Raw genomic sequence first — 20,034 nt, forward strand, 5'->3', positions numbered from 1 at the left:
TGGAATGTATGATAAAATAAAGGCGATTAGAGAAAAAGGATGCGATTACTAGTGAAATTAATTATTGGTTTAGGAAATCCGGGTAAACCATATGAACATACACGTCATAATATTGGATTTGACGTCATTGATGAATTAGCAAATAAGTGGAATGCACCATTAAATCAATCAAAGTTCAATGGCATGTATGCGAGCGTGCATCGTCCAGAGGGAAAAGTAATATTATTAAAACCACTAACATATATGAATTTATCTGGTGAATGTGTGCGACCTTTAATGGATTATTTTGATATAGATGTAGAAGATATCATCGTCATTTATGATGATTTAGATTTAGATACAGGTAAGTTACGATTACGTGGCAAAGGGAGCGCGGGAGGCCATAATGGCATTAAATCATTAATTCAGCATTTAGGTACACAAGAATTTAATCGTATCCGAGTTGGCGTTAGTCGCCCACCAGCAGGGGTGAAGGTAGCTGATTACGTACTTTCAAAATTTTCAAAAGAAGACCAACTAATCGTAAAAGATTCGATTGATAAATGCTGTGATGCAGTTGAATTGTCGTTAACAAAACCATTTTTAGAAGTTATGAATCAATTCAACGGTGCATAATTGATGAATAGTGGGGCTATACTTTGAATACATTTAGTGTTTAAAGGAGGCTTAGAAAATGCCTGTACGCTATCGTTGCAGACATTGCGAAGTAGAAATTGGTACATTACCTTTTGATGCAGATGAAACAATTCGTAAGCTTCATCAATTCGAAGTTGGGGAAGTCGATGATTATATCGAAAAAAACGAACGTGGTGAAACAACAGTGCATAGTATATGTGAGCATTGTGAAGAGTCATTGCGTCAATTCCCAGATTATTATGCGTTAAAAAGATGGTTACAGTAGAGGAGTTGCTTTGGTCGCATTCAGTTGCGCCAAGGCTTTTTCCGCTTTTATATAGAGGACGGAAGGAGACTATGTGTGGAAACGATTCATCAATTGCTTTTAAAAGATAAGCAGATTCATAATTTTCTTCAACAAATAAAAGCTGGTACGGCGAACAATCAACTAGTAACAGGATTAACAGGGAGTGCCAGACCAGCAATTATACAATCGATTTTCAACGAAACAGGAAAATCAGTTTATATCATTTCATCCAACTTACTACAAGCACAAAAGCTCGTCGATGATATTAGTGCGTTAGTTGGAGAAGAATGGGTTCATTATTACCCTGCTGAGGAGTTCATTGCAGCAAATATGACGATTTCTTCTCCAGAGCTACGCGCACAGCGAATTGCAACACTTGGACGACTTGTCAAAAAAGAACGCGGTATATATATAATTCCAGCAGCAGGAATGCGCAAAATTTTAAATGCACCAAGCGATTGGAAAGGACACGAATTAAATACCTCGATTGGCGAAGAAATAGTGATTGACCAATGGCTACACAAGCTGGTCGAAATGGGCTATACACGAGGACAAATGGTAACAACACCAGGTGAGTTTGCGATGCGTGGTGGTATTTTAGATATATACCCACCCTACATGGAATCACCAATTCGTATTGAACTATTTGACACAGAAGTGGATTCGATCCGGACATTCTCAGCAGATGATCAACGTTCAATTGAAAAACTAGAGCAAATTCATATTTTACCTGCAACGGAGTTGTTATTAACAGCAGAGAAACGAGTTATATTAGCCGAGCGATTAGAAACCGCTCTTGCGAAAAGTTTGAAGAAAGTTCGAAAAAAAGAAATACAAGAATTACTTGTACAAAATATGGAGCAAGATATTGAGTTATTACGTCAGGGACATTTACCCGATCATATAGCGAAATACGGCTCGTTGCTATTTGATCAACCTCATTTTCTAGGAGATTATTTCTCATCTGATGGACTTGTATTATTTGATGAGCTTGGACGTATTCAAGAAGTAATGGAAGCTTGGGAGCGTGAAGAATCGGAGTGGTTTATTTCGTTAATTGAAGAGGGCAAGATGTTGCATGAAGTTAAGCCTTCATATGCAATTAAAGAAGTACTAGCCATGTTAAAACAGCAAACGATTTACTTCGCTTTGTTTACCCGAACTTTTGCGGGTGTGACAATTAAAAAGACGACGAGTTTTTCATGTAAACCGATGCAACAATTCCATGGGCAAATTGCGTTATTACAAAATGAAATTGCCCGTTGGATAGCAGAAAAGTATATTGTATTATTTACGGCTGAGACAGATGAACGAATTAAAGCGATTCAGACATTGCTCGAAGATTACCATATACAGGCCACGATTGGTTTTTCAGATCAGCCGGGTATTTATTTAGTAAATGCCAATTTATCGAGTGGTTTTGAAATGCCACTCCAGCGAATTGCGATTGTAACGGATGATGAGTTATTTAAACAACAGGCGAAGAAAAAAGCGCGCTCACAAAAAATGACCAATGCCGAGCGCATTAAATCCTATACTGAAATTAAGCCAGGGGATTATGTGGTTCACGTACATCACGGTATTGGGAAATATATTGGTATTGAAACATTAGTCGTCAACGGTACACATCAAGATTATTTACATGTGCGCTACCGTGAAGACGATAAATTGTTTGTGCCCGTAGACCAGATCGAACTCATTCAGCGATATGTTGCTTCAGGAGAAAAAGAGCCGAAGTTACATAAGCTTGGTGGAGCGGAATGGAAAAAGACACGGGCGAAAGTATCTTCGGCGGTACAAGATATTGCAGATGATTTAATTAAACTTTATGCTAAGCGTGAAGCTGAGGTTGGCTTTGCGTTTTCACCAGATTCAGATGAACAACGAAGCTTTGAAGCCGCATTCCCGTATGAGGAAACGGATGATCAATTACGTACAATTGTTGAAGTGAAACATGATATGGAACGTGAACGCCCGATGGATCGACTTGTTTGTGGGGACGTTGGCTATGGAAAAACAGAAGTAGCCATTCGCGCGGCATTTAAAGCCATCCTAGATGGAAAGCAAGTCGCTTTCTTAGTCCCGACAACGATTTTAGCACAGCAACATTATGAGACGATTCAAAAGCGCTTTGAGGAATATGCGATTAATGTTGGTTTACTAAGTCGATTCCGGACGAAAAAGCAACAAACGGAAACGATTAAAGGCTTACGTGAGGGGACAATTGACATTGTTATCGGAACACATCGTATTTTATCAAAGGACGTGGCGTATCAAGATTTAGGATTGTTAATAGTCGATGAAGAGCAACGCTTTGGCGTGACGCACAAAGAAAAAATTAAGCAACTCCGTACAAATATTGATGTTTTAACGTTAACTGCAACACCAATTCCACGAACACTCCATATGTCGATGGTAGGTGTGCGTGATTTATCGGTAATAGAGACACCGCCGCAAAATCGCTTCCCCGTGCAAACGTATGTAATGGAGCATAATGGTGCACTTGTACGTGAGGCAATAGAACGTGAAATGGCCCGTGGTGGTCAAACGTTTTATTTATATAATCGGGTAGAGGATATTGCGAGGCGCGTAGAGGAAATTCAAATGCTTGTACCGGATGCCCGTGTTGCATTTGCCCATGGCCAAATGACCGAAGCAAAATTAGAATCGATTATTCTTTCATTTATTGATGGAGAATATGATGTATTAGTAACGACAACGATTATTGAAACGGGTGTCGACATTCCAAATGTTAATACGTTAATCGTTCATGATGCAGATCGAATGGGCTTATCACAGCTGTACCAATTACGTGGTCGTGTAGGCCGTTCGAATCGAATTGCGTATGCATACTTTATGTATGAACGTGATAAAGTATTAACGGAAGTCGCAGAACAAAGGCTACAGGCGGTGAAGGAGTTTACCGAGCTTGGGTCAGGCTTTAAAATCGCGATGCGTGATTTATCAATTCGAGGTGCGGGTAATTTACTCGGTGCGCAGCAACATGGCTTTATTGATTCGGTCGGATTTGATTTGTATTCTCAAATGTTAGAAGAAGCAGTAGAAGAGCGACGCAGCGGTGTGAAGCGAGAAGAGAAGACAGAAGTAGAAATTATGCTCAATATCGACGCATATATTCCAGATGCGTATATTCCAGACGGCTATCAAAAAATTCAAATGTACAAGCGAATTAAAGCGATGGAGCAAATTAATGATTATCATGAAATTATCGATGAGCTTCAGGACCGATTTGGTGATTTACCGGTGGAAACTGAACGCTTAATGCGAATTGCACGTATGAAGGTTTGGGCAATACAAGCAGGAGTACTGTCTATTAAAGAAAAGCAACAAATTGTCACGATTACCTTATCTGAAGAAGGAACAGCACGGGCAGATGGTGCAAAAATCGTCGAGCAATCGATGGAATTTGGACGCGCTGTTGGCTTTGGGATGGATGGAAGCCAATTAATTATTACAGTTGATTACCATAAATGTGGTCAGTACTTACCGTTTGTTGTTGTTGAAAAAATGATGGAGATTATTGCAACATCAAAGAAGGCATAATAAAAGCTGATGGATGACTAAAAGGTCGTCTATCAGCTTTATTTCTGAAAAAAAGCATAACTTTTTGTTTCGGTGTAAATTTAATTTACCCTATTAAGTGTCTTAATGAATTTTGAGCACTGTAATGTACACCATTATTATAACTTAAGCGTTGAAGTAACTCTTCACGATTGTGATGTTCCTGGCGTAATGATAAAAATTGTTTTTCGCGCGTTGTCGATGTAGAAATTAAATCGCGTTGACCATTTGGCTTTTCTAAATAACGCTTGAAAATACCATTCTCAAATTTCGGGATAATTTGTGTACGTTCTTGCGATAAATTAGGGTAATGGACTAAATGCGTTCCTGCATAATATTGATGTTGACGATACGCGTCTGGCGTAGAAACAATGGAATCTACTTTCAACATAGTGAACCCCTCCTAAAATTTTTCCTACATTTTTATTTCCGCAAATAATGAAATTGAAACAAAACTAACGTTAAACTATAGTTATTTACTATTTAGAAAATTTTTGATTAGTTCCAAAGTAATTGAGTGAATCACTACAATTGAATCGTTTACTTTCAAATTTTTTTTGATCTTACATAGATTTGCATAGATTTTGTTTAATCACACCATACTAGTAACATCTTGTAGACAAATGATGTGAAAGCGAGGAATACAAACGATGAAAGCAACAGGGATAGTTCGCCGCATCGATGATTTAGGTCGTGTTGTTATACCAAAAGAAATTCGTAGGACACTTCGCATCCGTGAAGGGGATCCGCTAGAGATTTATACCGACCGCGAAGGAGAAGTAATATTAAAAAAATATTCACCAATTAATGATTTAGGTGAGTTTGCACAAGAATACGTAGAGTCGCTTTTTGAAACATTAGGGACACCAAGTTTAATTAGTGATCGAGATGAAATGATTGCAGTTGCAGGTGTATCAAGAAAAGATTACTTAGCTCGACGCTTAACCGTTTTTTCTGAAGATATTATAAAAGATAGGACAGCTGTATCTGAAAAGTTGGAAAAGACTATTGAGCTAGTCACAGGGCAATACGAGCAAGTAAAATCGTATTGTGTCGTACCAATCATTTCGAATGGAGATCCAATAGGTGCTGTTTATTTACTTTCAAGAGCACATTTTATTGGTGAAGTAGAACAAAAAGCAGCTGAAACTGCTGCACACTTTTTAGCTAAGCAAATGGAAAATTAATTGAAAATAGAAGATGCATAATAGGAAATTTCCTATTTGGCATCTTCTTTTTTGTTATTAAGAAAGACAATAGGCATTTAAATGGCAAATGTAGTTTTCATGTTATACTTGTATCATTGTATGTAGAAGAGGATGGAAATAGAATGTCTTCGCAAAAATATGGTATAAAAAATTATATGAAGGGTGCCTTACTATTAACGATTGCCGCTTTAATTGTAAAAGTACTTAGCGCAGTGTATCGTGTGCCTTATCAAAATTTAGTAGGGGATCAAGGATTTTATGTGTACCAGCAGGTGTATCCATTTATTTCGTTTTTTGTAGTGTGGACTTCTAGCGGATTTGCTGTCGCCATCTCGAAAATATTAGCGGATATTGAGGCACGCGGCGGTACATATTTAGAAAAACGCAATGTTACCCAAATTATTTTTAACTATTTAGTATTTTTAGCTGCTATCTTTTTTAGCTTGTTGTATTTTGGAGCAGATTCAATCGCGTCATTCATGAAAGACCCTGAACTCGCATCGTTATTAAAAGTAGGATCATTCATTGCTCTTTGTATGCCATTACACGCTGTATTAAAGGGCAATTATCAGGCAGAAGGTAAAATGAAGCCTGTTGCTTATGCTCAAGTGTTCGAGCAAGCCATTCGAGTATCAATTATTTTAATTGGAACCATTCTATTATTAAACTTTACGCAATCTGTGTACGAAGTGGGGAAAATTGCAGTTTTCGGAACAGTTATTGGTGAAGTGGCAGGAATTCTATTATTGTTGTTTTTCTTAAAAGGTAAGCAAGAAAAAAAATTAAATCCAACGCAAAAAACTGCAAAATGGCCAATAGTAAAAGAAGTTACACTATACAGTATTACAATCAGTATGAGCGGGCTACTTTTATTATGTTTTCAATTAGTAGACTCATTCACGATTTTTAAAACGCTCATTCAGTCAGGAATGGAGCCGCTTCAGGCAATGAAGGTAAAGGGAATTTACGACCGTGGACAACCTCTTGTTCAATTAGGGCTTGTGATTGCCACATCGTTGTCACTTGCGATTGTGCCACTTGTTGCCCTAAAATCGAAAAATAAAAATGGTCGTGGTGCGGCGCCTTTTATACAATTGACGTATCGAAGCACTTTAATATTTGGTGTAGCAGCTGCCCTTGGCTTAATACTTGTCATGCCTTATGTGAATCAGTTGTTATTTAAAACGGATACTTTATCACAAGTACTAAAATTATATGCTTTTCAAATCATTCCGTTGTCGATTATTTTAACGTTCACAGCGGTGTTACAGGGCTATGGTAAACTAAAAGTACCGATGCTATTTTTAGCATTAAGTATAGGAATAAAATATAGTGGAAATATGTTCTTTATTGCATCATGGGGAGTAGTTGGCGCGGCGATTGCGAGTAATATAGGACTTACTTTTGCTGCTGTGGCACTCATAATTTACTTGAAAAGAATTAAGCCCATTCAGTTAGCAAATCAAAAGTTTTATGGGAAGCTAGCTATAGCCTGTGGGACAATGATTGTAGTCGTTTTATCAGTAGTTTTTCTATTAAATTTAGTGTTTAGTACTAAATTAACGCGCTCCGATGCGCTTATTTATAGTGGAATTCTAGTAACGCTTGGTGCGTTTAGTTTTATAACAGTTGTGGCGAAATTGCGTGTACTAGCAGAGAAGGATTGGTTTTTAATTCCACTTGGACGCCGTATGGCTAGCTATCAACTTTGGTTAAATCGAAAGAAGTAGGTGTGTATGTTGAATCAATTAACAGTCATTGGCTTAGGAGCAGCAGACTTTGAACAAATGCAAATGGGCGTTTATAAAAAATTAAAAGCAGCTAAAAAATTGTACGTACGTACGGAAGACCATCCCGTATTGCAAGATTTACGTGAAGAAGGTGTAGAATTTACGAGCTTTGATGAAATTTATATTAAGCATGGTGCATTCGGGCCGGTTTATGAAGAAATTGCAGAGCGCTTAATTGAAGAAGTGGCGAAAGAAGAAATTATGTATGCCGTACCAGGACATCCATTAGTTGCTGAGCAAACGGTTCAGCATTTAATTGAAGCAGACCGTCAAGGACGTATACGATTGGTCATTGAAGGAGGCCAAAGCTTTTTAGATCCGATTTTTGGGGCTTTAAAAATTGACCCAATTGAAGGCTTTCAATTACTAGATGGGACAATCATGTCGATGCATGATATTAATATGCGCCAGCACATTTTAATTGCCCAAGTGTATGACTCATTTAGTGCATCGGAAGTAAAGCTTACATTAATGGAGAAATACCGTGATGATTATCCCGTAACGATTGTTACAGCAGCAGGTTCGTCACAAGAACAGCTACGTACAGTGCCTTTATATGAGCTTGATCAAGCAGCAGAAATTAATAACTTAACAACCGTATATGTGCCACCTGTACAGTCAAATGAAGAGGCGCTGCGCGATTGGGTAACATTCCGTCAAATCATAGCGAAGCTACGTGGTCCAAATGGTTGTCCATGGGATCAAAAACAAACCCATGAATCGTTAAAGAAATATTTATTAGAAGAAACTCATGAGTTTTTAGCAGCGGTAGATGCAGAGGATGACTTTGCAATGGTCGACGAACTAGGGGATGTTTTATTACAAGTATTCCTGCATGCACAAATTGGGGAGGATAATGGCTACTTCACATTAGAGGAAGTACTGGCTGCCATTAGCGAAAAGATGATTCGTCGTCACCCACATGTATTTGGGGATGTGTCAGTAGACGGTGCAGATGAGGTTGTTGCAAACTGGGAAGCTATCAAAAAAGACGAAAAGGGCCATGATGTCGACGAGCCATTATTAACACCTGAATATCGCCCAGCATCTTCGTTGCTAACGTCTTTCAATTACCAAAAAAAGGCCGCGACAGTAGGCTTTGATTGGCCAAATGTAGAGGAAGCATGGGAAAAATTTGCGGAAGAATGGCAAGAGTTCAGGGAAGAAATTCAAAATGGAACAGCTACTTCACGGTTAGATGAGTTTGGCGATGTCCTCTTTACACTTGTCAACTTAGCACGCTTTTATAAAATATCACCTGAGGAAGCAATGCTCCATGCAAATGAAAAATTTGCTCGCCGTTTCAACTATGTAGAACAGCAAGTAAAATTAAGTGGCAAAGCATTTAGTAATTTTACATTACAACAATTAGATGCGTTTTGGGATGAAGCAAAGCGTATAGAAAAAGGGGAGTAAGATAATGCGTTTAGATAAATTTTTGAAAGTTTCCCGATTAATTAAACGCCGTACATTAGCAAAGGAAGTTGCGGTACAGGGGCGTATTACAATTAATGATAAAGTAGCAAAAGCAAGCAGTACGGTAAAAGTAGGCGATGAGCTAGCAATTCGTTTTGGTCAAAAAATTGTGACTGCACGTGTAGAAGAAATACGTGAAAATGTTAAAAAAGAAGAAGCATTAAAAATGTTTACAATTATAAAAGAAGAACGTCTTGATAAAGTAGAGCCTGAATTTATTGACGATGAAGATTAATAGATAATAAAGAGAGCATGACAGCGATTTTGTTGTCATGCTTTTTTGTGTACGAGCATATAGTGTAAAACTATGAAATAAGGGAGGACTTACATGACAATTCATCAAGAAAGCACTCGTTACACAATTTCATCTGGCGACCATTTAGTGACGGTGCGCAATCGCAAGCGAATGGATATGACATCTGTAAAGTCAATCGAACGATTTGACCAAGAAGAATTCTACGTGCATACATCTCAAGGACATTTACTAATTCGAGGCGAGGAGCTACGCATTGTTCATTTAGATGTGGATAAGGGGCTACTTACGCTAGAAGGTGAAGTAAAGCAACTGCAATATGACGAAAGTGATAGTGGTCTATCGAAAAGCTTCCTCCATAAATTGTTTGGATGATGATGAGCGCGCAACTTGTAAGCATTATTGTCATGTTTATAAGTGGAATCGCTGTAGGTGCAGTTATTGATTGTACAAGAACTATATTTTATAACATTCCGTTTAAAAGTGTACGCTATGTAAAAACGTTTATAGAATGGTTCGTTTGGTTGGCTTTAGGGGTATGTACGTTTTACTTATTGTTTTTAATAAAAGGCGGGCAGTGGCGTGTTGTGGATCCACTCGCCCAAATTGCAGGTATTATTACGTATGAATTTGTATTACAAAGAATGTTTCGTTTCCTAGGACGAGTATTTGTGACACTAGTTATTAAGCCCATTTATTTTGTTGGGCATTTAATTGTTCGATTTATACGCACGGTCCTACGTTGGATTGTTGGGTTTTTCGTAGTGTTAACACGTCCAATTTACAAACTTTTCAAGAAAATTATGTAAAAAACCTTTTAAATGAAAAGGGGAACTCGTATAATAGAGACTACTATTTAAACTAATGGAGGCGACGGAATGGTACGAAGAAAATCACATGAAGAGCTACATACCCGCAATGTTCAGTCTTTGAATAACGACTATGTCCGCTCGAATCCGCAAGCAAAAAAACAATATAAAGCAAGACAAGCAGTTTTACGTCGTAGAAGAATGGCTATCTTTTTCATTTTAGCAGCAATAGTGATTACGGGATTGGTACAAGCAAACGAAGTACAAAAAGAGCGACTAGCTGCAAAAGAAGACCAGAAGGCCATTGTAACAGAAAAGCTTAATGAAACATTAGAGCAGCAAGAAATGCTTAACTTGCAAATTGCCAAGTTAGAAGATGATGAATATATCGCTAAATTAGCGCGTAAGGAATTTTTCTTATCCGAAGAAGGCGAGATTATCTTCACAATTCCTAAAACAACAGAAAAAAATGATGAGGAAGACAAGGAATAGCCATCAGAATTGAGTGAAATGGACCATTTGTTTGTAATCACTATGGTATTGCCTATAATTCCTTAAAATCAGATGAATATCCTTCAAATTTATTATTTTTATGATAAATCATTGGTAGTAATTACCTTTTTGGTGGAGTGTCTTGTTGACACTCTTTTTATGTTAGCTATAATTAGAGAAGAAACTAATGAAATACAGTTTCAGTATAATGAATAATGACTTTTCATTTGAAAGGTCTCTCAAAATTTAAGGAGGAGCATTTTTTTTATGTCAATTGAAGTAGGCAGCAAGGTACAAGGTAAGGTAACAGGCATCACAAATTTTGGCGCATTCGTTGAACTTCCAGATGGTAAGACAGGTTTAGTTCACATTAGTGAAGTAGCAGATAACTATGTAAAAGATATTAATGAGCATCTTAAAGTAGGCGATGAAGTCGAAGTTAAAGTGATGAATGTTGAAGCGGATGGGAAGATTGGTCTTTCAATTCGTAAAGCAAAGCCTCAAGCTGAGCGACCAGAGCGTCCGCAGCGTCCTCGTCGTGAAAATAATCGTTCAAACGATCGTAATGATCGCCAACCAAAGGAAAGCTTTGAACAAAAGATGGCACGTTTCTTAAAAGATAGCGACGAGCGATTAACAACATTAAAACGTGCAACAGAATCTAAGCGCGGTGGCCGAGGAGCTCGCAGAGGTTAATTTGGCTGGCTATTTGAATCGTAGAAAAAGTGACATATAGATGATAAAGGAGCTGTAATGTAAGAGATTTCTTACATTACAGCTCCTTTTAGTTTAGAAAAATAGATAGTTGAACAGAAGGTGGAAACTCATTTCCCATCATTCTTTTTTTGTACCTTCAGTATTATGCTTTATAAGTACGCGAATTAGAGTAATGAAGCAAAAAACTCCGCCAACTAAGCCAATAAAGATCATAATCGTTTGAAGCATTACTGGCAACTTTGTTAAAACAACGCCCCCAACAATTAATAGCATGCTTATTCCGCATAGAAAAGCTAGGTATGTAAAGTTTTGTACCAAAGAAAACGCCTCCTCTTTCACGTCTATTATAAGGGATAATACAAATAAATTTCCATTCAATGGGAGAGGTAGGTATGAAAAAAGAGCCACCTTATAAAAGGTGACTCTTTAATAGGATGACCCGTACGGGATTCGAACCCGTGTTACCGCCGTGAAAGGGCGGTGTCTTAACCACTTGACCAACGGGCCATAAAAAATATGGTGGCGGCAGAGGGAGTCGAACCCACGACCTTTCGGGTATGAACCGAGTGCTCTAGCCAACTGAGCTACACCGCCAAAATTAACAACAAAATTAATAATACAGGGCAACGATTTAAGTGTCAACACTATTTTATTAAATTTCTAGGAAAAATAATCTCTTTTTGCTTTTGATTCGATAATCTACCACAAAATACAAGAGATGAGGGCTTTTTAGAGGAAATAGCATGTCAACTTTTGTTGAAAAGTAAAACTTTGATAGTTACATGATAGAAACCGTCGAACACTTTATTAAGCATGCTTCTATAAACAGACAAAAATCTGCTCATCTTCTTTATATAATGACGGAAAAAAGAAAAGGTGATAGAAATGGCAACAGTAAACGGAGAATCAGAATTCCAGTCCTTCTACTTAAATTCGACCACGTTACAGGCAAAAAAAATAAAAAGTATTGTTACTGGAATTATATTATTTATAGCATTTTGTTTTGCGCAAGCAACCTTTTTTGAAGTTATTGCCCCATTATTTCTTCCGTTTTGGTTAATTGTTCGTTCTAAGTTTCAATCATTTCAAACAGTCGCATTAATTGGCGGATTTGCAGGAACATTATTTTTAGGGGTAGGACAAGGAGTCATTTTGTTGCTCGAGATTATACTAGTTGAAGGCTTTTTACGCTTTAAATACTTGCGAATGTCCCCCTATGTAGCGGTCCTTATAGCGATTGGTATTGTACAAATAGCATGGCAAACAGTCGCACATGGAGGAATTCCACCTTTTTTAATTTTATTTTACGTATTTAACGAATGTTTTTTTTCAATGGTTATGTTGTTTTTTATGAACCAGTTTTTTGTGCCACTACAAGAAATAGAAAACTATCATTGGTCTAAGGAGAAGGCAGTAGCTCTTTTTGTAGTAATGGCAGGGGTTGTTATTGGGATGCAAAATTTGACGCTATTTTATTTCTCTTTACCATTTATATTGATGCATCTTTTAATATGTGTAGTAGCAGCGGTAACAACAGTAGGAGCGACTGTCGTTTTTACGCTGTCACTAGGGTTTATTATAGGTATGGCAAATTTATCCTTTACAAGCATGATGATTTTATATGCATGTACAGGGTTAATAACGGGCTTAATGCAATCAACGGGCCGTTATGGAATAGCGCTATTTAGTTTGTTTCCAAGTGTATTTTTCTTCTTTTATGATGCGACATTACCAATCGACAGTGTGTATTTTTTGTCGATTTTAACAGGGACGATCGGTTTTTTATTTTTCCCACAGACGCAATTAGATCAGCTTCAACGTTATTTTAATAAGCATTCAAACCACCAAATTGTTGTGAATAATAATGAATTAGCAACCGAGCATCTGAAGCAATTTCAGCAATTTGTATCGTTTATGAAAGGTCTTGTGTTTGACCGGTTTACACAGGAAATTCAAGCAAATCAAAAGAAAGAATCTTTCATCATTTGTTCGAGCTGTTTTCGATACGAACAATGTTGGGGGGAGCGACGTGAAATGGAAAAGACGGTAGAGAACTGGCAAATGGCACGAAGAAGTTCAAAGCCTTTAGAATGGATTCGAGCAGAAGAACAAGTGAAAGGAAGATGCATTAAATCAGCAAAGCTGCTAGAAGAATTAGAATCAGCTTTGCATAAAGAAAATATGGAAAGGCAATTTTATCATGGGAAAAAGATGATTGCCCTTCAACTACGCGATTTAAGTCATCATTTAGAGCAATTGTTGGATGTGCGACAAAATGAAATCGAAATAACTGAAATGGACGATTATGTACAGGAGTTTTTAAAGGAGCACCAAATAAATTGCGTCCGTATAGAATGGATAAAGACAGATATTGGTGCAAGGGAGCTTATTTGTTCCATTGCAGATGAGCGTGAATCACATATCGTTATTCGACAAGTGGAGCAATTATTGCTGGAGTTATTGCATGAACCAATGCAAGGTAGTCAAATCCAACAAATTGAAACACCATTTTTTTATCGTCAATTAAGGTTTCGTTCAGCAATTCGCTATCAATTGGAGTATGATATATATAAGCACTCACAAGGGCAACAAATGGTCTCGGGTGATTCTTATAGTGTATTTGCGATTCATCCAGGCTTAATGGCCATCATGTTATCTGACGGGATGGGGACAAGTTATGCAGCACAGCAAGAGAGTAGTCGTTTAATTCAAATGATGCAAGAATGTATCTCGTACAATATGGATCCAGAAACAGCGATGCATACGATGCATTATGTACAGTCATTAAAAAAAGACACGGATATGTACGCTACGATGGACTTTGCATTGGTAGACTTACAATTAGGTGATTTATGGTGCTGGAAAGCCGGCAGTATGACAACTTACGTGCTTCGCGGTGGCGATTTGTTTAAAATAGAAAGTAAAAGTGCACCAATTGGATTTTTACCGGATTTTGCAGTGGATACAGAGATGTTTTCCTTACTTTCTGAGGATACGATATTAATGATTTCAGATGGCTTATTTTCAAGCAATGAAAGCTGGGAACTACAAGAGCAATTATTTATTCAGTTGATTCGTCAAGGAATAAAAAAGGGCAACTCCATTCAAGTGGTATTATATGATGTCATGGCTCAATTCAAAGAGCGCCATCCAGTAAATGATGATTGTACGGTCATGTTATTCCGCTTGCAGCATGTGGCAACCCAGTGGTCTGTTTTTAGACCAGCATATCAGTGAAGGCTTAAAAAGAGATGGATATATGATTCAATAGATGAGGTGAGAGGGATGCATGCATTAGAGCATCGTGTATTAGCCTATATTAAACAACAACAATTGATTTCTAAAGGGGATCGATTGCTTGTTGCTTGTTCGGGAGGCGTTGATTCTATGGCGCTTCTTTCTTTTTTGGTTAAATTTCAACAGTATTTTGAAATTGAAGTAGCCGTTGCGCACGTGGATCATATGTTGCGCGGAGATGTATCAGACGGTGATCGACGATTTGTAGAAGAAATGGGTGAGCAGTGGGGCGTAGCGGTATTTAGCTGTGCCATCCCGATTGCCTCCTATCAGCAACAAGAAGGTGGTAATTCTCAAGCGATTTGTCGGAGGGAGCGCTATCGTTTCTTTGATGAAGTGATGTTAAAAGAAGGTTTTACAAAGCTTGTAACAGCACATCATGCCGATGATCAGCTTGAGTCTATGTTAATGGCTTTGACGAAGGCGAGTTCACTTAATGGGCTAAAGGGTATTTTACCTGTTCGAGCCTTTCAAAAACATTTTGTAATTCGACCTTTTTTAACGGTTACAAAAAGAGATATTGGGGAATATTTACATAACGAGGGTGTTTCCTACCGGGAAGATGCGAGTAATGAAAAAGATACGTACACACGAAATCGATTCCGTCATCATATTGTGCCAATGCTAAAAAAGGAAAATGGTGCAGTTTCGTCTCATGCTGTACAAATTGCCCAACAGCTGGCAGAGGATGATTTGTTTTTAATGGAGCTGGCGTTTAGCCGTTTTTCAGAGCTTTTTGAACAAATTACTCAAAATTGTTATAAAGTGAAGGTTTCTGCCTTACAAAGTGAACCACTTGCTTTACAAAGAAGGCTCATTTTAATACTATTAAATTATATTTATAACGATTCAAATACGATTCAAAGCTACGCACTTTGTACGGCGATTTTAACGTTGTTAGAAACGTCAGAAGGTAGTCGTTCAGTTGATTTACCTGAGAATTTTATTGCGCGACGTCAATACGATGAAGTTGTATTTGAACGAAAGCAACAAAGCGCTCCGATTTCAAAGCAACATTTAACTTTGAATGAGTGGCATACAGTAGGGGCGATGCGTATGTTTATCGGGGAATTAGCAGTTTGTGATGAAGCTTCTCTTGTAAAGTATCAACCTGTTTTTTTCACCGCTTCTACGGTTTCGTTTCCGCTTTCTGTAAGAACCCCAAAGCAAGGAGATCGCATTGCATTACACGGCATGCAGCAAAAGAAAAAAGTTTCTCGCATTTTTATTGATGACAAGATTCCTTTAACAAAAAGAGCTAATTGGCCATTAGTAGTCGATGCTACTGACGAGCTTTTAGCAATAGCAGCTGTACGGGTAAACAATAAATTTTCTAACGTAAAGTCATCGGCACATGATTACGTGTTCATCGTCGATAGCAATGAACGTTTTTAGAAAGTTTGAACAATCTAAGGAGGAATCTACTCATGATTCAAAATGATATCGAAAAAATAATGATTACCGAAGAACAAATTCAAGAGCGTATTAAGGAATTAGGAGCACAATTAACAGAAGAATATGCAACTCGTTTCCCTTTAGCTGTTGGTGTCTTAAAAGGTGCTATGCCTTTCATGACAGATTTAATGAAGCGTTTTGATTCTTACGTAGAACTGGATTTCATGGATGTAACAAGCTATGGAAATGCAACAGTTTCATCAGGCGAAGTAAAAATTGTAAAAGACTTAAACACATCTGTTGAAGGTCGCGACGTGATTATCATCGAAGATATCATTGATAGCGGTTTAACATTAAGCTACTTAGTAGACTTATTTAAATACCGTAAAGCAAAATCAATTAAGATCGTTACATTATTGGACAAGCCATCAGGTCGTAAAGTGAACTTAGATGCAGACATCGTAGGCTTCGAAGTACCAGACGGTTTCGTAGTAGGCTATGGTTTAGATTACGCAGAAAAATATCGTAACTTACCGTACATTGGGATTTTAAAACCAGAAGTATACTCATTTTAATTCGCTATTATAGGTGTTATGAGGAAGCAATTTAAAGTAATTGAGCGGATTTTGTCATAAATCGTTCGAACATTTAAAATGCTAGGTGCTTTTCGTTGTATGAAATTTTCAACGTATGTTAAGATTTTACTTATAGTTTTTCTGTAACGTTGTGAGGAGGCTGGGGATGAATCGAATATTTCGATACACCATATTTTATTTACTAATATTTCTCGTAATCATCGGGATCTTTGGAACATTTAATGGTGGAAAACAAACAACTGAAGACCTTGATTACCATGAGTTTTTCAAGGCTTTAGATAGTAACAAGGTTGACTCGATTACGATTCAACCTGAAAAAGGTGTCTACAAAATCGTTGGAACGATGAAGGGTGCTAAAGAAGGTGAAGAATTCACCGTTAACATTCTTCAAAACGATCAAACATCGGTTGACCGTATTACAAAAATTCAAGATGGTGCTTATCCAGGCGTAAAAATTATGGAGGCACCGCAAACAAGTGGCTTTGTAACATTCCTTACAAGTATTATTCCATTTGTTATTATCATCATTTTATTCTTCTTCCTATTGAGTCAGTCTCAAGGTGGCGGTAATAAAGTAATGAACTTTGGTAAATCGAAAGCTAAGCTTTTCGACGACTCGAAGAAAAAAGTTCGCTTCAACGACGTTGCAGGTGCTGACGAAGAGAAGCAAGAGCTTGTAGAAGTTGTAGACTTCTTGAAGGATCACCGCAAATTCACGGATATCGGTGCACGTATTCCGAAAGGTATCTTACTTGTTGGTCCTCCAGGTACAGGTAAAACATTACTTGCACGTGCAGTAGCGGGTGAAGCAGGAGTACCATTCTTCTCGATTTCAGGTTCTGACTTCGTAGAAATGTTCGTAGGTGTCGGTGCGTCACGTGTTCGTGATTTATTCGAAAACGCGAAGAAAAACGCACCATGTATCATTTTCATCGATGAAATTGATGCAGTAGGTCGTCAACGTGGTGCAGGTCTTGGTGGTGGTCACGATGAGCGTGAGCAAACATTAAACCAATTACTAGTTGAAATGGATGGTTTTGGTGCAAACGAAGGTATCATTATCATCGCTGCAACTAACCGCCCAGACATTTTAGATAAGGCATTATTACGTCCTGGTCGTTTTGACCGTCAAATTACAGTTGGACACCCAGATGTAAAAGGACGTGAAGCAATTCTAAAAGTACACGCACGTAATAAGCCGCTAGCTGATACAGTTGATTTAGCAGCAGTTGCGTCACGTACACCAGGATTCTCAGGTGCCGATTTAGAAAACTTACTAAACGAAGCAGCACTTGTTGCAGCTCGTAAAAACAAAAAAACAATTAACATGGTCGATATAGACGAAGCATCTGACCGCGTAATTGCGGGTCCAGCAAAGGCAAGTCGTGTTTACTCTCCAAAAGAGAAAAAGCTAGTGGCATTCCACGAAGCTGGCCACGTTGTTGTTGGTCTAGAATTAGATGAAGCAGATACAGTTCACAAAGTAACAATCGTACCACGCGGCCAAGCGGGTGGATATGCAATTATGTTGCCGAAGGAAGAGCGCTTCTTTACGACAAAACAAGAGTTACTTGACCGTATTGCCGGCTTATTAGGTGGACGTGTTGCGGAAGAAATTGTACTTGGAGAAGTATCAACAGGTGCGCATAATGACTTCCAAAAGGTAACAAGCATTGCCCGTGCAATGGTAACAGAATATGGTATGAGTGAAAATCTTGGTGCGGTTCAATATGGATCTAGCCAAGGTGGCAACCCGTTCTTAGGTCGTGACTTCGGCTCAGACCAAAACTATTCTGATTCAGTTGCTTATGAAATCGACAAGGAAGTTCAACGTATTGTTGATGAGCAATATGCACGTACAAAACGCATCTTAACGGAAAACCGTGATTTATTAGATTTAATTGCGAATACGTTAATGACGAAAGAAACATTAAACGCGCAAGAAATCGAGCATTTACGTGATCACGGTGTACTACCTCCTGAAGAGTCGGTTACAGAAGAATCTACTGTTCAACTATCAAAAGAAGCAACTCCTGTTATTGAAAAATCAGGTGATGCATCGATTAATGATGAAGTAATCGGTAAGCCAGTAGATCCGACAGTAGAAAATTTACCAAAAGACGATCAAATTGACCGTCCACAAGGTATTAACGAAGACCGTCCAAAACAATAAATAATATACGAGCTCCCTTTCATGTATGGGGGCTCGTTTTTTTGTTTTTGAATGGTGAATGGTTTTTGGAGTAAGCAAATTAATTGAGTTCTGATTAAAATCGATTATAATTGACTAGTCAATAATTGATTTATCATATGACAAAAAGAAGTTTTAGGGAAGGGAGATCTTATGACGAGTAGTGAGCAATTAAAACAAATTATTTTGCTAATGAAGACGATTGATCGACAAGTAACAAAGCAATTTGAGCAACAAACAGATATTAGCATGACACGGTATGAGCTTTTGTACACACTCGTAAATAAGGGGACCGTTTCACAGCATGTTTTGAAGCAAGCATTGCAAATTGACCAAGCAGCAATAACAAGACATTTAAAGCTTTTAGAAGAAGATCAATTTGTCGTCCGCAGTCGGAACGCACAAAACAATAGGGAAGTGCATGTAAGTATTACGAAGGAAGGACGAGCACACTTAACGATATGCAAGGGTGGAAAAGATAGCTTTTTAGAAAAACTGACAGAAGGTTTTTCGGAGGAGGAGCTACGGAAGTTTTATGAATTATTAGTCCGCCTACAAAAAAATAGTGATCAATGTGAGTAAGCTTAATTTATATAATAAAGGAGAAACGTAATGACAACTCAAACTCAATCAGCAAAAGAATTAATGCACATAAGAAAATCTGTACGAAAATACAACGAGGGTGTAACAATTCCAAAGGAAGTATTACAACAACTAATTCAGGATGCAATTTCAGCACCATCTTCAAGCAATATGCAACCTTGGCGCTTTTTGGTCATCCAAGATCAAGAAGTAAAAAAAGAGTTACTTCCGATTGCCAATAACCAAGAACAAGTAGAAAAGTGCTCCGCTATTATTGCAGTATTAGGCGACATAGAAATGTATGAGCGTTCAGAAGAAATTTACAATGCAAACGTTGAAAAAGGTGTAATGTCACAAGAGGTTGCGGATATGATGATTGCAAACTCACGTAAGCTATATAGCTCGTTACCTCAAGAAGTAATCAAAAATATTATTCATTTTGACGCGGGATTAGTATCCATGCAAATGATGCTATTAGCTAAAGAACTTGGTTATGATACAGTGCCAATGGGAGGCTTTAACAAAGTAGAATTTGCGAAATACTTTAACCTACCAGCAAACGAAGTCCCAATATTATTAATTGCTATAGGAGAAGCAGCAGTACCAGCACACGGTTCTACACGAATCCCAGCTGAAAAGATTACGCGTTTCATTTAATCAATACGTATAAAACAGCAACACTATAAACAAGGCATTAATCTATGGTATCATTTTGAAATAGAAC

General features: G+C 37.9%; 19 protein-coding genes and 2 tRNA genes. 17 read left to right on the forward strand and 4 right to left on the reverse strand.

Annotated elements, in window-relative coordinates; all coding sequences use genetic code 11:
- Positions 1 to 51 precede the first annotated feature (51 nt).
- The 3 genes from pth (at position 52) to mfd (ending at position 4,486) form a co-directional block, all read left to right on the forward strand.
- The gene (pth, locus tag MKZ17_RS00320; RefSeq protein WP_340725479.1) at positions 52 to 615 is read left to right on the forward strand and encodes an aminoacyl-tRNA hydrolase; all 564 of its coding nucleotides are present in this window, start codon (positions 52 to 54) and stop codon (positions 613 to 615) included.
- Positions 616 to 673: 58 nt separating this feature from the next.
- Positions 674 to 901: an anti-sigma-F factor Fin family protein gene (locus MKZ17_RS00325; protein ID WP_340721855.1), complete on the forward strand. Its 228-nt coding sequence runs from the start codon at positions 674 to 676 to the stop codon at positions 899 to 901.
- Positions 902 to 976: 75 nt separating this feature from the next.
- Complete coding sequence (gene mfd / locus MKZ17_RS00330; RefSeq protein WP_340721856.1) at positions 977 to 4,486, forward strand: transcription-repair coupling factor; 3,510 nt, start codon at positions 977 to 979, stop codon at positions 4,484 to 4,486.
- Positions 4,487 to 4,571: 85 nt separating this feature from the next.
- Here mfd and MKZ17_RS00335 read toward each other — a convergent pair whose 3' ends face one another.
- On the reverse strand, positions 4,572 to 4,895 hold the full coding sequence (locus MKZ17_RS00335; protein WP_340721857.1) for a hypothetical protein: 324 nt from the start codon (positions 4,893 to 4,895) through the stop codon (positions 4,572 to 4,574).
- Between the two features lie 259 nt (positions 4,896 to 5,154).
- On the opposite strand from MKZ17_RS00335, the gene spoVT reads away from it, so the two are divergent.
- The 8 genes from spoVT to MKZ17_RS00375 all read left to right on the forward strand — a co-directional run bounded on the left by spoVT (position 5,155) and on the right by MKZ17_RS00375 (position 11,228).
- Positions 5,155 to 5,691: a stage V sporulation protein T gene (spoVT, locus tag MKZ17_RS00340; RefSeq protein WP_340721858.1), complete on the forward strand. Its 537-nt coding sequence runs from the start codon at positions 5,155 to 5,157 to the stop codon at positions 5,689 to 5,691.
- Between the two features lie 143 nt (positions 5,692 to 5,834).
- On the forward strand, positions 5,835 to 7,442 hold the full coding sequence (locus MKZ17_RS00345; protein WP_340721859.1) for a putative polysaccharide biosynthesis protein: 1,608 nt from the start codon (positions 5,835 to 5,837) through the stop codon (positions 7,440 to 7,442).
- 9 nt (positions 7,443 to 7,451) lie between these two features.
- On the forward strand, positions 7,452 to 8,918 hold the full coding sequence (gene mazG, locus MKZ17_RS00350) for a nucleoside triphosphate pyrophosphohydrolase (protein WP_340725480.1): 1,467 nt from the start codon (positions 7,452 to 7,454) through the stop codon (positions 8,916 to 8,918).
- A 4-nt stretch (positions 8,919 to 8,922) separates the two neighbouring features.
- Positions 8,923 to 9,213 (forward strand): RNA-binding S4 domain-containing protein, encoded by a 291-nt coding sequence (locus MKZ17_RS00355; protein WP_340721860.1) that lies wholly within the window; start codon positions 8,923 to 8,925, stop codon positions 9,211 to 9,213.
- A 93-nt stretch (positions 9,214 to 9,306) separates the two neighbouring features.
- Complete coding sequence (gene yabP, locus MKZ17_RS00360; RefSeq protein WP_340721861.1) at positions 9,307 to 9,606, forward strand: sporulation protein YabP; 300 nt, start codon at positions 9,307 to 9,309, stop codon at positions 9,604 to 9,606.
- A 2-nt stretch (positions 9,607 to 9,608) separates the two neighbouring features.
- Entirely contained in the window at positions 9,609 to 10,040 is a 432-nt protein-coding gene (gene yabQ, locus MKZ17_RS00365) for a spore cortex biosynthesis protein YabQ (RefSeq protein WP_340721862.1), read from the forward strand.
- A 69-nt stretch (positions 10,041 to 10,109) separates the two neighbouring features.
- The gene (locus tag MKZ17_RS00370) at positions 10,110 to 10,532 is read left to right on the forward strand and encodes an FtsB family cell division protein (protein ID WP_340721863.1); all 423 of its coding nucleotides are present in this window, start codon (positions 10,110 to 10,112) and stop codon (positions 10,530 to 10,532) included.
- A 267-nt stretch (positions 10,533 to 10,799) separates the two neighbouring features.
- Positions 10,800 to 11,228, forward strand: a complete 429-nt coding sequence (locus tag MKZ17_RS00375) for a S1 domain-containing RNA-binding protein (RefSeq protein ID WP_340721864.1) — start codon at positions 10,800 to 10,802, stop codon at positions 11,226 to 11,228.
- A gap of 138 nt (positions 11,229 to 11,366) precedes the next feature.
- On the opposite strand, the gene MKZ17_RS00380 is transcribed toward MKZ17_RS00375, so the two are convergent.
- The 3 genes from MKZ17_RS00380 to MKZ17_RS00390 all read right to left on the reverse strand — a co-directional run bounded on the left by MKZ17_RS00380 (position 11,367) and on the right by MKZ17_RS00390 (position 11,843).
- Positions 11,367 to 11,567: a sodium:potassium antiporter gene (locus MKZ17_RS00380; protein WP_340721865.1), complete on the reverse strand. Its 201-nt coding sequence runs from the start codon at positions 11,565 to 11,567 to the stop codon at positions 11,367 to 11,369.
- A 117-nt stretch (positions 11,568 to 11,684) separates the two neighbouring features.
- Positions 11,685 to 11,756: transfer RNA gene (locus MKZ17_RS00385), tRNA-Glu, on the reverse strand.
- Between the two features lie 10 nt (positions 11,757 to 11,766).
- A tRNA-Met gene (locus MKZ17_RS00390) sits at positions 11,767 to 11,843 on the reverse strand.
- Positions 11,844 to 12,134: 291 nt separating this feature from the next.
- Here MKZ17_RS00390 and MKZ17_RS00395 point away from each other — a divergent pair.
- The 6 genes from MKZ17_RS00395 (at position 12,135) to MKZ17_RS00420 (ending at position 19,967) form a co-directional block, all read left to right on the forward strand.
- Positions 12,135 to 14,486 carry a SpoIIE family protein phosphatase gene (locus MKZ17_RS00395; RefSeq protein ID WP_340721866.1) on the forward strand — a complete coding sequence of 784 codons (2,352 nt, stop codon included), beginning with the start codon at positions 12,135 to 12,137 and terminating at the stop codon, positions 14,484 to 14,486.
- Positions 14,487 to 14,534: 48 nt separating this feature from the next.
- Positions 14,535 to 15,941: a tRNA lysidine(34) synthetase TilS gene (tilS, locus tag MKZ17_RS00400; RefSeq protein WP_340721867.1), complete on the forward strand. Its 1,407-nt coding sequence runs from the start codon at positions 14,535 to 14,537 to the stop codon at positions 15,939 to 15,941.
- A 32-nt stretch (positions 15,942 to 15,973) separates the two neighbouring features.
- On the forward strand, positions 15,974 to 16,516 hold the full coding sequence (gene hpt, locus MKZ17_RS00405) for a hypoxanthine phosphoribosyltransferase (protein ID WP_340721868.1): 543 nt from the start codon (positions 15,974 to 15,976) through the stop codon (positions 16,514 to 16,516).
- Between the two features lie 166 nt (positions 16,517 to 16,682).
- A complete protein-coding gene (gene ftsH / locus MKZ17_RS00410; protein ID WP_340721869.1) occupies positions 16,683 to 18,710 on the forward strand; it encodes an ATP-dependent zinc metalloprotease FtsH in 2,028 nt (675 codons plus the stop codon).
- Positions 18,711 to 18,881: 171 nt separating this feature from the next.
- Positions 18,882 to 19,310 carry a MarR family winged helix-turn-helix transcriptional regulator gene (locus MKZ17_RS00415; protein ID WP_340721870.1) on the forward strand — a complete coding sequence of 143 codons (429 nt, stop codon included), beginning with the start codon at positions 18,882 to 18,884 and terminating at the stop codon, positions 19,308 to 19,310.
- Between the two features lie 30 nt (positions 19,311 to 19,340).
- Entirely contained in the window at positions 19,341 to 19,967 is a 627-nt protein-coding gene (locus MKZ17_RS00420) for a nitroreductase family protein (protein ID WP_340721871.1), read from the forward strand.
- Positions 19,968 to 20,034 lie beyond the last annotated feature (67 nt).

Origin of the sequence: Solibacillus sp. FSL R7-0682 (assembly GCF_038005985.1) — a bacterium.
In the GTDB taxonomy this organism is placed as follows: Bacteria; Bacillota; Bacilli; order Bacillales_A; family Planococcaceae; genus Solibacillus.